The 16,079-nt window shown below is 32.8% G+C and carries 10 protein-coding genes and 1 tRNA gene; 7 read left to right on the forward strand and 4 right to left on the reverse strand.

Annotated features, from left to right (window positions below; translation table 11 throughout):
* The first annotated feature begins 132 nt into the window (after positions 1-132).
* From GQS07_RS00110 to GQS07_RS00130, 5 genes are all read left to right on the forward strand, one after another.
* The gene (locus GQS07_RS00110; RefSeq protein WP_158209126.1) at positions 133-2,631 is read left to right on the forward strand and encodes an FtsK/SpoIIIE family DNA translocase; all 2,499 of its coding nucleotides are present in this window, start codon (positions 133-135) and stop codon (positions 2,629-2,631) included.
* An 11-nt stretch (positions 2,632-2,642) separates the two neighbouring features.
* Positions 2,643-3,290, forward strand: coding sequence for a LolA family protein (locus GQS07_RS00115; RefSeq protein WP_158209127.1), 648 nt, complete (start codon positions 2,643-2,645; stop codon positions 3,288-3,290).
* Positions 3,291-3,300: 10 nt separating this feature from the next.
* Complete coding sequence (locus tag GQS07_RS00120; protein ID WP_158209128.1) at positions 3,301-4,761, forward strand: LptF/LptG family permease; 1,461 nt, start codon at positions 3,301-3,303, stop codon at positions 4,759-4,761.
* 57 nt (positions 4,762-4,818) lie between these two features.
* Positions 4,819-5,952 (forward strand): 3,4-dihydroxy-2-butanone-4-phosphate synthase, encoded by a 1,134-nt coding sequence (gene ribB / locus GQS07_RS00125; protein ID WP_158209129.1) that lies wholly within the window; start codon positions 4,819-4,821, stop codon positions 5,950-5,952.
* 135 nt (positions 5,953-6,087) lie between these two features.
* A tRNA-Ser gene (locus GQS07_RS00130) sits at positions 6,088-6,172 on the forward strand.
* A 199-nt stretch (positions 6,173-6,371) separates the two neighbouring features.
* Here GQS07_RS00130 and GQS07_RS00135 read toward each other — a convergent pair.
* Entirely contained in the window at positions 6,372-6,917 is a 546-nt protein-coding gene (locus GQS07_RS00135) for a hypothetical protein (protein ID WP_233269287.1), read from the reverse strand.
* Between the two features lie 26 nt (positions 6,918-6,943).
* Positions 6,944-11,422 carry a hypothetical protein gene (locus GQS07_RS00140; RefSeq protein ID WP_158209130.1) on the reverse strand — a complete coding sequence of 1,493 codons (4,479 nt, stop codon included), beginning with the start codon at positions 11,420-11,422 and terminating at the stop codon, positions 6,944-6,946.
* Positions 11,423-12,133: 711 nt separating this feature from the next.
* Between GQS07_RS00140 and GQS07_RS00145 the strand changes: the two genes are divergently transcribed.
* The gene (locus tag GQS07_RS00145) at positions 12,134-13,081 is read left to right on the forward strand and encodes a Dyp-type peroxidase (protein ID WP_158209131.1); all 948 of its coding nucleotides are present in this window, start codon (positions 12,134-12,136) and stop codon (positions 13,079-13,081) included.
* Positions 13,082-13,141: 60 nt separating this feature from the next.
* Here GQS07_RS00145 and GQS07_RS00150 read toward each other — a convergent pair whose 3' ends face one another.
* Together GQS07_RS00150 and lgt are read right to left on the reverse strand one after the other, a co-directional pair.
* On the reverse strand, positions 13,142-13,852 hold the full coding sequence (locus GQS07_RS00150; protein ID WP_158209132.1) for a hypothetical protein: 711 nt from the start codon (positions 13,850-13,852) through the stop codon (positions 13,142-13,144).
* Between the two features lie 28 nt (positions 13,853-13,880).
* Positions 13,881-14,738: a prolipoprotein diacylglyceryl transferase gene (gene lgt / locus GQS07_RS00155; RefSeq protein ID WP_158209133.1), complete on the reverse strand. Its 858-nt coding sequence runs from the start codon at positions 14,736-14,738 to the stop codon at positions 13,881-13,883.
* A 266-nt stretch (positions 14,739-15,004) separates the two neighbouring features.
* Between lgt and GQS07_RS00160 the strand changes: the two genes are divergently transcribed.
* Positions 15,005-16,069, forward strand: coding sequence for a 2,3-butanediol dehydrogenase (locus GQS07_RS00160; protein ID WP_158209134.1), 1,065 nt, complete (start codon positions 15,005-15,007; stop codon positions 16,067-16,069).
* The last annotated feature ends 10 nt before the right edge of the window (positions 16,070-16,079 follow it).

The following is a 16,079-nucleotide window of genomic DNA, read 5'->3' on the forward strand; positions in this document are numbered from 1 at the left end:
TTATACTCCTACACTGTTATTAATGTTTATATTGCTAAACGAATTAGTTTACTAAACATTAATAACAGTTTTATATTGTCAAAGAATTACTTTAGTAAAAACAATACGCCATTATTGTGAATCAAAATTGAAATGGAAAAAGATAATAAAACAAAAAAGAAAACAACTACAACAAAAGATCCTGTTAAAAAATATGATACTTCTGTTCTAAGAAACAGTAAGTTCCTTATTACTATCCTATTAATCATTAGTGGAATTGCTTTGTGTTTAAGCTTTATCTCATATATAGTAACAGGAATTGAAGATCAAAGCAACCTTGCATTATTAGGTGATAGAGAAGCTGCAGTAGAAAACTGGTTAGGTAAAGTAGGTGCGTATTTTGCACATATTTTTATTTTCAAAGGTTTTGGTATTGCCTCTTTCTTCTTTGCTAAAATGTTAGTTCACAGTGGTGTTTATGCTTTCTTTGATATTGCTGCCAAAAGAATTAAGCGAATGATCTTTTGGGACTTATCTTCTATGTTGTTGTTCTCTGTATTCTTTGGTTTTTTCTGGAATAACAATCCTATTTTAGGAGGAACTGTTGGTTATGAACTTAATCATTATTTTACGGATTACCTTGGAACGGCAGGAACTGTATTGTTGCTACTATTCTTAGGGTTTTCGTTTATCCTTTTTCGCTTTAGACTTTCTCCTACTGCAATTAAAGAGAAACTTAGCGCATGGCCTGAAATGTTTAAAAACATTAGAAAAAAGCATTTAGAAGATCCAAAAACATTTGACGCTCCTAACACTGCTAAGACAACTGAAAAGGCTACACCTACCCCACAAAAAGTAGCTGAGCCTATTATAAATCAAGAGAAATCGAAGGAAAACTTTAGCATTCAAACTCCTGTTGAACCACAACAAAGTGTTATTGTTGAGCATAAAAATGTAAAACCAACTATTGAGCATAGTTCTGAACTTAACCTTGATGTTAAATCATCGACAAAAGAAAAAGACACTTCTTTTGAAGGTATGATTTTAGACACGCCAACAGATGAATTTGTCATTGAAACTCCAATGGAGGAAAGTACGGTTGAAGAAAACTTAGCAGCAAAATTAGTACGAGATTTTGGAGAGTTTGACCCTACTTTAGACTTATCAAATTATCAATTCCCTTCTATTGACTTATTAAAAGACTATGGAACAGGTGGTATTACAATCAACCAAGAGGAATTAGAAGAAAATAAAAATAGAATTGTAGATACACTTAAAAACTATAAGATTGACATTGCTCAAATTAAGGCAACTGTAGGTCCTACTGTAACCTTATATGAAATTGTACCAGAAGCAGGTGTAAGAATTTCAAAAATTAAAAACTTAGAAGATGATATTGCGCTGTCATTATCAGCTTTAGGTATTCGTATTATTGCTCCTATTCCAGGTAGAGGTACCATTGGTATTGAGGTACCAAACAACAAACCTTCTATAGTATCAATGAGAAGTGTTATCGCATCTCCAAAATTTCAAAATGCAGAAATGGAATTACCAGTTGCACTTGGTAAAACGATTTCTAACGAAACATTTGTAGTTGACTTAGCAAAAATGCCTCACTTACTGATGGCAGGAGCAACAGGACAAGGTAAATCTGTTGGTTTGAATGCCTTACTGACTTCTCTGTTATACAAAAAACACCCAGCGGAAGTTAAGTTTGTATTGGTTGACCCGAAAAAAGTAGAATTGACGTTATTTAATAAAATTGAACGTCACTATTTAGCTAAACTTCCAGATTCAGAAGATGCGATCATTACAGATAACACCAAAGTTATCAATACCTTAAATTCGTTGTGTATAGAGATGGATAATCGCTACACATTGTTGAAAGATGCAATGGTTAGAAACATTAAAGAATACAATGAGAAATTTAAACAACGTAAATTAAATCCTGAAAACGGACACCGCTTTTTACCTTATATCGTATTAGTAGTAGATGAGTTTGCCGATTTAATTATGACAGCTGGTAAAGAAGTTGAAACGCCAATTGCTCGTTTAGCACAATTAGCACGTGCTATTGGTATTCACTTGATTATTGCTACACAACGTCCGTCTGTAAACGTAATTACAGGTATTATTAAAGCCAATTTCCCTGCAAGGGTTGCTTTCCGTGTAACTTCTAAAATTGACTCACGTACAATTTTAGATCAACAAGGAGCTGACCAATTAATTGGACGAGGAGATTTACTATACACACAAGGGAACGAATTAGTACGTGTTCAGTGTGCTTTTGTAGATACACCAGAAGTAGAGAGATTAACCAATTACATCGGTTCACAAAAAGCATATCCAGACGCATACTTACTGCCAGAATTTGTAGGCGAAGACGGTGGCACAGGTATTGATGTAGATATTAGTGAGCGTGACGCATTGTTCAGAGATGCAGCTGAAATTATTGTAACAGCACAACAAGGTTCTGCTTCCCTATTACAACGTAAATTGAAATTAGGGTATAATAGAGCTGGTCGTATCATTGATCAATTAGAAGCCTCAGGAATTGTAGGCCCGTTTGAAGGAAGCAAAGCAAGAAGCGTACTCATCCCAGACTTAATCGCTTTAGAGCAGTTTTTTGAAAACGAGCAAAACAGAAACTAAAACAAACACAAATGAAAAAAATTATTGCCTTTATATGCGTTTCGCTAATTACATTTAGCGCATCTGCACAAACAAGCCAAAGAGCAAAAAATTATTTACAAGAAGTAACTAAAAAGTTTAACTCATACAAAAATGTTGTAATTGACTTCTCTTTCACTTCAAGAAATGACAAGAATGCAAGTAAAAATTACGACAGTAACGGACATATTGACATTCAGAAAGACTTGTACTACTTAGACTTTATGGGTATGAAGAAATTCTACGACGGTAAAAAAATATACACCGTAAGTCCTGAAGATGAAGAAGTAACTATTTCAAATTATGACCCTGAAAGTACGGAAGGAATTCTACCATCACATATGTTAACTTTTTTCAATACGGGATATAACTTTCAATGGGATATTCTTCAAAACTTGAAAGGAAGAAAAATCCAATACATCAAATTAATACCTACTAACAAAAATTCTGTAATCAAAGAAGTCTTGTTAGGAATAGACGATGAAACGAAAAATGTTTACAACAAAATTCAAGTAAATAAAGATGGTTCAAAATCAACGATAACGGTTAATTCTTTTAAAACAAATCAACCTATATCAAAAAATCATTTTACCTTTACAGAATCAATGTACCCTAATTACTACATTAACAAAATAGATTAGTCGATTTTAAGTGAAGATACTTGACCGTTATATTTTAAAGACCTTTATAACAACACTGCTTACAGTGTTTGCTATTTTATATTTTATATTCATACTTCAAGGTGTATGGCTATTCATTTCTGAGTTAGCAGGAAAAGATTTGGACATATTAATTATTGTTCAATTCCTTCTATTCTACTCACCCAAGATGGTACCTTTAGTGTTACCACTATCTGTACTTTTAGCTTCTATTATGACCTTTGGTAGCTTTGCCGAAAACTACGAGTTTGCTGCAATGAAAGCGTCGGGTATTTCTCTAAAAAGAGCAATGCGCCCGCTATCTATCTTTATTTTCATTTTAGCAGCTATTTCTTTTTGGTTTGCTAATGATGTTATTCCAAAGGCAGAATATAAATTCTTAAACCTGAGAAAAGAAATCATTCAGACTAAACCCGCTATGGCTATTGCTGCAGGACAGTTTAATGACTTAGGACAAGTAAATATCAAAGTAGATAATAAGTCTGGAAAAAACGGACAATATCTAAAAAATGTAACAATGCACGTTAAATCTAATTCAGGATATGAAAATAAAACTGTTATTAGATCTATAGATGGAGAGCTACAAACAGATGAATCGTCTAATATTCTTAAGCTACACTTATTTGATGGGAATTATTATGATGATGTTACAGCAAAAACATACGAACAAGCTAAAAAGCATCCTTTTGTAAAGACAAAGTTTGAAAAATACACGATGAACATCGATTTGAGTAGTTTTCAAAATGAAGGAAAAGACGACGAAAAAATTACAAATACATATGGAATGCTTAATTTGAAAGAATTGAACTATACGATTGATTCATTACAAAAAGCATTAGATATAGAAAAGAATTCAAATACAGACAACATTTCTCTGAGAATGACTAACCTATTCACAGAGGCGTCTCCGAAAGAAACTACTATTAAAATAGTAGAAATTGCCCCAGAAAACTTATTAGAAAGTTTTACAAAAGACAATCAAAGTCGTATTTTACAATCAGCTATAGACTACACTAATAATATTAGTTTTAATGCTGAAAGTAATGACCTTTCTGTATTAAATCAAGTAAAGAAAATTAATGACCACTGGCTTGCTTTTTATGAGAAATTCGTAATTGCTTTCTCTTGTTTCCTTATGTTTTATATAGGAGCACCATTAGGAGCAATTATACGTAAAGGAGGATTGGGATTACCTATCGTTTTTGCAGTTATAATTTTCATTACTTACCACTTTATTAATACATTTGGTAAAAAGCTCGCACAAGAAGATGGTATTACACCGTTCTTAGGAGGTTGGATAGGTTCTTTAGTATTAACTCCGTTAGCAGTGTACTTAACATATAAAGCTACAAAAGATAACGGACAAGTAAACTTTAGTGCTACAATAGATCCAATTGTAGATTTCTTTAAAGCATTAACAAAAAAGAAAACACAATCTGAAGCAAGTAGATAATACTTACTTTTAGAACGTAAATAAAAACAATTTGTAGTAACAACAAAAACAACTATAATGTCACACAATCACATTCAATTAAACACTATTGAGGAAGCAATCGAAGATATCCGTGCAGGAAAAGTAATCATAGTGGTAGATGATGAGGATCGTGAAAACGAAGGTGATTTTATCGCCGCTGCAGAGAAAGTTACACCAGAAATGATCAATTTCATGGCAACTCACGGTAGAGGACTTATCTGCGCTCCCCTTACACAATCAAGATGTAAAGAATTGGATTTAAATCCAATGGTTTCAAATAACACAGTTTTACACCAGACGGCTTTTACAGTATCGATTGACTTAAAAGGAAACGGATGTACAACAGGTATTTCAGTTCACGATAGAGCTAAAACTATTGAATCTTTGGTTAAAGAAGAGACGAAAGCAGAAGATTTAGGACGTCCTGGACACATTTTTCCATTAATTGCTAAGCAAGGTGGAGTATTAAGAAGAACTGGGCACACAGAGGCTGCAGTTGACTTAGCACGCTTAGCCGGTTTTAAACCTGCTGGTATTTTAGTAGAAATTTTAAACGAAGATGGTTCTATGGCTCGTTTACCTCAACTTGTTGAAGTAGCTAAGAAATGGGATCTAAAGATTATATCAATTGAAAACTTAGTTTCTTATAGAATGAAACACGATAGTTTGATTGACAAAAAAGAAGACTTCGAAATTGATACTCGTTTTGGTAAATTCAGATTAAGAGCATACCAACAAAATACAAATGATCAAGTACACATTGCTTTAACAAAAGGTACTTGGAATGAAGGAGAGCCTGTATTAACTCGTATTAATTCAATGATTGCTAACAACGATATTTTAGATGCTCTTAGTGGTAAACTAAATAAACGCCTTGAGTCAGCTTTCAACAGAGTTAATGAAGAAGGAAAAGGAGCTATTTTATTCATTAATCAAGAAGAACAAAGTTCAAGTTTATTGAAAAGATTAGCGGTAATTAAAGAGCAAAAAGCAAGTTTAGATATGGATACTCCAAAATTAACCGCTGATGAAAAAGACTTCGGTATTGGAGCTCAAATATTACACGACTTAAACATTACTAATATTAACTTAATGACTAACTCTGAACAAGCAAAAAGAGTAGGAATGACTGGTTATGGTTTAGAAATTACAGGATATACTAAATATTAATTTGAAGTAATATTCTTATTTTAAATAACTTAAAAAAAGTGAGGTAAAAAAAGTAATTTTTACTTCACTTTTTTTTTGGATAAACAATCTAAAGTTCTATATTTGCACTCGCAATACGGAACAATCCGTTCGACTGGAGAAATGGCAGAGTGGTCGAATGCGGCAGTCTTGAAAACTGTTGACTGTAACAGGTCCGGGGGTTCGAATCCCTCTTTCTCCGCAAAGAAAACCGATAACGAAAGTTATCGGTTTTTTTATTATAAGGAACTTTACAATGGTTTCTTTTGTATTCCCCCTATTAGCGTTAAGTAACCTCATCTTTCCTACTTTTATTTTATCTCTCAATATCTATTATAGTATAAAAGACAAAACCTATAAGTATAAACTTATAGGCCTTGCTAATTAACAAATACAAACACTTAATCTTCGACTTTCCAAAAAGACCATTCCTCTCCATTAAACACACATAACATCTTTGAGATAGTATCATATGCAATAGTACCAGAGGCTGGACTTTTTATATTTAGATGAGGACTCTTACTCTTTGGTAACACCATTGCTTTATCAGTTGCTTCCAAAATTAAGACCCCTTTAGCTGTTGAAGAATCTTTTCCAATTATTGTAGGTGAATAATTCTCTGCTAAAGATTCGTGAATACTTAAATCAACAGTACCTGGGTTTATAGATAAATCCACCCAACCTGCTGTATTGCCGGCTCTGTAGTATTTCACCTTCTTTTCATTAGAATCATATATCATAGTTCCTCCTACTGGAGAAATAACATCAGAATCTTTATTTACCCAAGATAAAATCATCCCTCTATTATCATCTTCCTTAAAGTCTAAAATAACATCTTTTCCTTCCACTTCATTTTTACCTATTGCAGTTTGTGCAAAAAGTGAAGTAAAACTGAAACAACAAAAGAAAATCATAATAATAGATTGCTTATTAATTTTTTGATACATAGCTATTCTATTTAAATTTATAAATATCATTCATCAACACAGCCTTGTTCGACACATCCCCAAGACTTGCCATTATATAACTTGATGCAATTAACAGTAGTATCATATACTAACATTCCTTCTTTTGCTTCCAATTTAGATATCTGATTTGTTGTCAAACGAGTAATTACCAATCCTTTATTATTAGACTCTAAGACTACAAAAGCATTACCACGTTTATCCATCCAATCCATATTAGGTCTGTTTAAAGTAGTCAATGCCATAAACCCATCTGAAGCAAAAATATCCCCATTGTCTCCTATAACAGGTTTGTAATAACAAACCGTACAATACGGCAATTCTATATCTCCGCTTGCAAAAAGTAATGAAGAGTTTAGACACTCGTCTTCTGATTCACTATTCAATTCAAAACTAAAGCTTGCATTAATAGGTTTTTTAGTGACAATATCCTTATCATAATCAGTTAAATTACCAGAAGCTACAACTTTATATTTTATCCAACTCTTACCAATAGGTAATGTAAAATCTTCATATTCTAAACTTCCTTCTTCCCCTTGATTACTTCCCAATCTTAAACCATTTGATGTTTTTAAACTTCCAGATACTAACTTAAAAGAGTTACTATCATAATCTATCCCTAAGAACATATCTTTTAGTTCAATATCATTTGGATTCTCTATTTCAATAGTGAACTCTATTTCCTTTGATAAAGCAAAACAACTTTTATCTGTAGTAAAAGAAGTAACTACCTGTTTTGGTCTTGGAGAATCAGACACCTTAGTTTCTGTAAAATTATTACCTGTTAGACGATCTTGACTTAATAACTCTACTTTTTTACCTAATCTTTCATAATCCAAAGCAGCCCTATTTTTATAAATACCAGGATTAGCATTTTCATCAAAAACAGCACTTGCTCTAAGCATATAAGTACTTCCTCCCCCAGGTACTATCAGTCCCGAAACAACCAATGTTCTTGTTCCATATCCATACACTTTATCATCACCGACTTCAATATCTCCAGCTGAGAACGAATCATTAAGCCATACCATCCCTTCAGGTAGAGTATCTGTAAACAGAACCTCTTTTGGTGCACAATTAGTATTTACAACACTAAACTTATAATCCACAACTTCACATAACTTTGCTTCAGTTGGTCCTTGTTTAACAAAGATCAATCCATCCTCATTAGGTGGTGGAGGTGGTGCAACACAATAAAACTCCATTGGACCAATCCCTATAAAAGAGCTTGAATTAGAAGAAGCGGTACTTACAGTTTTATAAATGATACGTATCTCTTCAACTGGTTTTTCAAAATCAACAAATACCCTACCTCGAAGATTAGTATACCCAGAACTTCCATTGCCAGGTACTCCAGGAGATTTAGCTACGGCACCACCAATATTATTTAATGTATAACGACTCAAAGCAGGTTTTTTATAAGTGTAGGTCAACTTTGGATATATTGTTCTTCCATTACAATAACCTATAACTTGAACATCATCAAGTACTTTACCTGAGCGATCAACATCAAATAACTCAAAGGAAGTAGCAGCAGCAGTTTTTTCTCCTCTATCTGTTTTAAATACGACTTTAGTAGTAACAACTCCACTTCCACTCTTTTTCTCTCTAAGTGATTTTTTAGAAGATGCTCTTGGATATTTTAGTTTTAAATTATTACTTGGATCCTCAATAGATATATTTACATTAAAATTGTCTCCTAAACTAAAGTTTTTTGGTCCTTTATCCCCTCGTTTCCAATTCTTTTTTGTGAAATCGATTGACTTTATACCTTGGAAATCACACCCTTCACAAGTACCTATTCCTTTTGCACCAAAAGTAAAATAACTATACTTCTCTTTAAATTTATAATTTACTACATGTTTATCATCCACAAAAGTCATTGGTACTATCTGATCCCATTTATTAGCACTTAACTTACTTGCGCTATCTGCAACTAATAAAAAAACTTGATAGCCAGCTCCATTATAAGGAAATAATTCTCCTGAAGCACTAACCAATATACTTTGGTCAAAATTCTCATTATCTACTAACCAAATTCTTCCATTTAATCGAGAGTCCATTGCACCACAAACATCTTGATTACCTGCAAAAGAATACTCTGTCATTGGTAAATTATTATGCCCCCAAGTAAGTGCAGATTTATCGCGAATTATATTTCCTAAATTTGGTTTCATACCTAATTTAGTTCCTACTCCCATATGTACTATACTTCCATATTCAGTAGACTTAGATTGCCTATTGTATAAACTTGCATTGTCATCTCTCAATACAGAAGTTACATTATTATGATACGATTTATGAATTTGGTCATTCCCAAACCAAATGGGGTCATTATTGGAAAACACATAATTAAAATTAGTATTAATAGATTCCTTATCTAAATCTATTGTAATTCCATACTTCAATCCTAAATATGAATTAATTTTATTTTTTTCTATTTGGGTTAATGCCCTTTCGTAGGCAATAATTTCAGGCATTGCCCCATCTAAATAATACGTTTTTGAAGAACTCGCTAACCCAAGCATTCCTTTTTCATTCATTGCTACATATTTAGAAGTATGTCGTACAATATCACTATGTGCATCAAACTCAAAGGCTATATTTGTTCCTATAGCCCAGTGATAACTTGCAATAGTTGTTGATTTAGGTGTAAACAATCTCTTCGTACTATTGGTCAACGCCGTTGAACCTATTCGCCCAAAGCCACTTTCTTTATTTTGATATACACCAAATGATGGTCTTCTTGCTTTCGAATTTACAACATCAGAACCAAAGCCTATAAAATAAGACCTATCATTTGCAAAACTGTGATTTACGACTGTGTAAATAGCGACATTAGCAGGAGCTGCTACAGAAAAAGGAGCACGCTCTGTAACTAAATAATCTTGCCATTTTCTAAATAATGCTGTTGGGTGAAAGTTCGTTCTCTCATCTGCTTCAACATATAATGCTGATGATTTATTAGAAATCTTACGTTTATAACTTGTGCCAAAACCTGCATAATCGCTCCAGTTTAAAATTTCTCCAGAACCATTAACTGTTATTGTATTAGCGATTGAAGCATTTAACCACATTTTTAAACCATCTACAACACCTCCTGGTGCTTTTACGTGGTAAGCAAAACCAATAAAATCTCCATCATTAATTTGTATATTTTCAACCTTTCCTCCTTTTATTCTATAAATTCGAGTAGTAGATGGTGTAAACCTTGCATCTTTACTTATTAGTAACCATTCGCCTAAATTAGGAGCAATATTTACTGTAAAAGATTCCTTTCCACTTACCTTCGCTCTATATTGATACTTATAGATTGAAGAAACCTTCTCTTCTCTAATAACTCCTGTTACAGGATCTATTACTGTACCGAACTCATAATTTATAAACCTTGTTCCTTGACCAAACTCATATGGTTTAACTCCAATTTCTCCATTACCACCAAACATCACAGCAGTCTTATCTTCTAATTCAAATACATTCTCATTATTTGTGTCTTCAAGATTTCCAACATAAACGGTCATATAATGATTATTAGAATTTATTGATTGTTTTTGATTCAAACCACTTAAATTATCCCTTGCAATACCAAAAATATCTTTATTAAAAGAAGTATAACCACTTGAATCAATATTATAAACTATAAAATTATTTGATAACATATACATACGTTGTACTCCCGATAATTCTAATGAAATACCGTATTTTATCGCTAAATAACTATTTAATTGTATTAATTCAGTAGAAGAAAGAGTTGCACCACTTGAACGTGATAAGACAATTACCTCCTGTATCTCTCCAAAAAAAGAATTACTACTTGAATTACCGTCGTCAGAATTACCAAGTACACTAACACCCTTTTTATCAGTAGATAATTTTAATTGCTTATCTGCTGTGTTTTTTAAACTACTTAATCCATTAAAATAAAACTCATTCTTCGCTCCATTCTTCTTATTAGGAATTATTGAAATTCCAATCCCGTAATCAAGCGCATCATTTTGATGATTAACACTTGTAGCATCTATTTCTTCCCATAAACTACCCTCCCATCCGAAATTATTACGCCTTGACGCATTTAAAGAAAAAACAGTTGCCTTACCATCACTTAAATCTCTATCTATCTTTGAAACCCAAATTACAAAATATGACTTTTTATCATCAACCTTAAAAATAGATTGTGTGACTAATTTTCGTTTTTTATCTTCATCACTACCTTTTTCCTCGTTAATTGAATAAAACTCTACAGCAGGATGATAGTTCATTCCTGATTTTGTAAATCGCGGTAAAGTTCCTAAAATCCCCCAAAAATCTCTTTTATTACCAGATAAATCTTGCCATAGATGTACAGCAGTGCCCTCTTCTTGCTCATTAGAATTTAGAGCATCAGCTTTTAACCAAATCTCAACATCAATATTAGAAATACCTCCTGGACTCTGAGCGGTAATCCATAATGAACATAAAAAAAATACAAGTGTATAAATGTTTCTCATAACTAACTGGATTATTTTTTTCTTATTATACCTCCGTTCATATTCTCAACAAACAGCAACTTCACTAATTACGAATAATAAATATTTACGTCTTTTTAACTAACAGACCTCACTTAAATATAATATCTAATCTCAATATTTTAATAATCCAATTTATTTTTACGATATTATCAAAAAATAGTTTAGCCACGTTAATCACAATTATCATTTACACATATTTTTAAACAAAACACTTAATTATTACCATCATTATTTCATAAAAAAACACTCACAAACAAACAGAATTACACACGAATATTTAAAAAAACAACAACATATCTCTTATTAACAAAAATAATAACCCATTAAAAAACAATTATTTAGATATTACTCAATAAAACAAGTGTTTTAAAAAATCTCATTATTAAAACATTAACACATAAAAAAAGATAATATTCGCAAAACGAACTAAACATTTACATTGATTTAAAAATGTAAAAACTTTTAAGTGCGACATTGATTATCTATTTATAATCATATTTTAATCCCAATAACTCATACCTCACAACAGTTTACCAACATTATTCCCTCTAAAAATAGCATAGCCAAAAAAATATAAATACTTTTATACTTTAGTTACAACAAACAAGAGTATTACTTGCCTAAAGCTTCTAAGCTTGCTATCTAAATCTTGTTTATAATAAGTATAACCGATAAAACAATTTTATTTCAATGGAAAACAAAACGAATAAACCGCAAAGTGTTACTGATTATCCAAATAAGAACACCATTTTTTCAGTTTGGAAGTTTAAACAAGGTGCTAATATTAAACCTGCTTTTGAAAAACTTTGTGGATTGGTCAATAACTTAAACAATTCATTTAAAATCCGCATTCCAGATGCTAAAACAAGTTGCATTATGGGAGTTGGTTACAACGCTTGGTTAGACTTAGGTTTACCTACTCCTCTTCCGAAAGAATTTAAACCTTTTGAAGAAATCAAAGGCGAGAAACACACTGCTGTTTCTACAGAAGGAGACTTACACTTTCACCTAAGTGCTATTAATCCGGCTATTTGCTTTGATATGGCAGCTGCCTTAGCGGATATATTAATTCCGATTGCTGATTGTTTAGAAGAAGTACAAGGATTTAGATATTGGGATGGTAGATCTATTATCGGATTTGTGGATGGTACTGAAAACCCAACTGACGACGATAGAGATTACTTTGGTGTTGTACGCGATAACGACCCTGCTTATAATGGTGGTAGTTATTTATTTGTTCAAAAGTATATTCACAATATGAATAACTGGAACAAGCTTTCTACAGAAGACCAAGAAAAGGTAATTGGTAGATATAAGGCAACTGACATTGAAATGGAAGAAGACGTTAAACCTTCTAACTCTCACTCGTCATTAACGGCTATTGAAGATGAAGATGGAAATGAACTAAAAATTGTAAGAGCAAATATGCCGTTTGCTAACCCTTCTAAAGGTGAAGCAGGTACTTATTTCATTTCTTATGCAAGTACGTTTAGTACAACTAAGAAAATGTTAGAGAATATGTTTATCGGTGATCCAGTAGGAAACTACGATAGAATATTAGATTTTAGTACAGCTAAAACAGGTACGTTATACTTTGTGCCTTCTCTTGATATGTTAGACGATTATTCTGCTGAATAATACAGCATAAAAAAGCCTCTACTTAAAATTAGTAGAGGCTTTTCTTTTATATCTTCAATTTTATTGAGCAACTATTTCTAACTGACCAAAGGCTGTTAATTCCAACGCATCGGTTAAACCAAGAGCTGCCTCATTAGCTATAGGACAACGAAATTGCGGTTCTCCTCCTTCAGAAAGGATAGACTGACTCAACTTTCGAACAACAGCAGTCGCCATTCCTAACTCCTGATGTGTGTCCAATGTGATTACACGGACATCCGTAAACGGACTTGTACTCCACTTACTTCCACTTGCCACACAGACTAACTCATCATTCTCAAAAGCACCAAATACAAACTCATCTTCAAAACTTACGCCAGATGCATTTAATGTGTCTTTAGAAAGCTTTGCTTTAAAATTAGCTATGCAAGTATTCTCATCCATCGTCAATAGCTTTATTTCACCTGAAATAGTTTGTTTCGCTAATCTTGTCTTTTCATTTTCAGAAAAGTAAAATACCTCAACAGGGTTATTAATTACTAATCCACTTTCAACTACCAACTGACGGAATATAGCCTGAGAAAACTCGCCAATAGCAAGCAAATCTAACTTTTCAGCAACTTCAGGAGACACCACAGCTAATGTGTGTTGATTAGGCATTTTTACCATCATAATTCGGTAAGAATCATCTAAACGCGCATTAATTACCAATGTGAATAATTCGTCTATATAAACTATTTTTCCGCCCATCATCACAGAACTCCAATAAGCGTGAATTGTATTTGACAACATCTTTCTAACTCTTTTAAATTTATAAAGCTTACGCCTCTTTCTCTTGTAAATTTACAGGAGAATAAGCGGTTATCTTAACTAATTGTTTTTGAAACACCAATAGCCATACTCCAAATACAATAAATGGAACACTTAACCATTGTCCCATATTAAACAACATTCCTTGTTCAAAAGCAACTTGATCTTCCTTAAAGAACTCCAACACAAAACGCGCTGTAAACATCAAAATAAGAAACAAACTAAAAATAACGCCGTTTGTCTTTAAGTTAACTTTCTTATAAACAAGGTACAAGATTACACAAGTCAATAAATAAGCGAATGCTTCATATAGTTGCGTTGGGTGTCTTGGAATCATATCGTCATTAGCAAATATAACTCCCCAGTTGCCATTCGTTGGTTTTCCGTAAATTTCAGAATTCATAAAGTTTCCAAATCGAATGAAAGCACCTGCCACAGGAACCCCGATAGCAATGCGATCTAACAACCAAAACATTCCAATTTTATACTTTCGACAATACAAATAAATTGCCAAAAGAACACCTATCGCTCCACCGTGACTTGCCAAGCCCATAAAACCAACATACTGATAAGCACCTCCTATTTTTTGAAAAGGAATAATTGCTTCTAAGGGATGCTGTGAATAGTACGCAAAATCGTAAAATAAACAGTGGCCTAATCGGGCACCTACTACGGTACCAACAAGTATATATATAAGTAAAGTATCTAAATATTGAATAGGAATGCGCTCCTTTTGAAATAAGCGTTTTACAATATTATACCCAAGGATTAACCCTACTGCAAATAAGACTCCGTAATACCTTACTGGTACACCTGCAATAGAAAATAGTTCAGGATTTGCATCCCATAGCATGATTGCTTGATTCATTGTCTCCGTTTTTATACTAAAATGGTACGCAAAGTACTACATTTAAAAAAAATGAACTACCTAAATACCCATAAAATATAGTATTCTAACAAGAGAATATCACATTGCTATTTAATATGTAAAAACGAGTGTTAAATTCCTTAATTTAAGTTAATCACTATACCATTTACTTCTAAACAGGACATTTGTCATATATTATGCTGTATCATTTCCTTATATTTGGATTACATAATAAAAGAAAAATAAACTTATTAAAAGAAGAATATATGAGCACTATGAAAGCAGCACGCTGGTATGCAGCCAAAGATATTAGAGTAGAACAAACAGAAGTTCCAACACCTAAAAAAGGACAAGTAAAGATTGCTGTTCAATATGCTGGAATATGTGGTTCTGACTTACACGAATATGTACACGGACCTCAACTTATCCCTGTAGATCAACCTTACCCATTAAACGGACACCAAGGTGTTACAACACTTGGACACGAATTCTCTGGAATCGTAGAAGAGCTTGGTGAAGGTGTACACAATGTAAAAAAAGGAGATCGCGTAGTGATCGAGCCTATTTATAAAAACTTTGATAGCCCATTTGTAACTTCTGGAGAATACAACTTAGGAGAGCACTTAGGATTTATCGGATTAGCAGGAAATGGTGGTTTTGCTAAATATGTAGTTGTAGAAGACTATATGATTCACAAAATTCCAGATACAATGTCTTTCGAACAAGGAGCATTAGTAGAACCTGCAGCAGTAGCTGTGTATTCAGTATTACAAAGTGGATTAAAAGTAGGTCAATCAGTACTTGTATCAGGTGCAGGACCAATTGGATTATTATGTGCGCAAGCAGCTTTAGCAGCAGGTGCATCTAATGTAATCGTAACTGACGTTGCTGAAAAACGTTTAGAGAAAGCAAGAGAAATCGGAGCTACTCACGTATTCAACGCAATGGACAAAGACCTTCCTGCTAAAATCAAAGAATTAACTGATGGTTTAGGAGTAAACGTATTCTTAGACTGTGCTGGAGTACAAGCTTCTTACAACACTGGTATTGCTTCTACAAGAAATGGTGGTACTGCTGTATTAGTTGCTTTATTTGGTAAACCAGTACAACACGATGCTTTAGACCAAGTATTAAGAGAAATTACTGTAAAAGGTGTAATCGCATACAGAAACATCTTCCCTCAAGTTATCTCTTTAATTGACTCAGGTCGTATGGACGTTGAAAAACTTGTAACAAACAAAATTACTTTAGACGAGATTGTAACTAATGGATTTGAAGCCTTAGTAAATAATCCTTCAGAAGTTAAAATCTTAATTGATATCAATAAATAATACAAAAGGG

This window comes from Myroides phaeus (assembly GCF_009799805.1).
Taxonomy (GTDB): Bacteria; Bacteroidota; Bacteroidia; order Flavobacteriales; family Flavobacteriaceae; genus Flavobacterium; species Flavobacterium phaeum_A.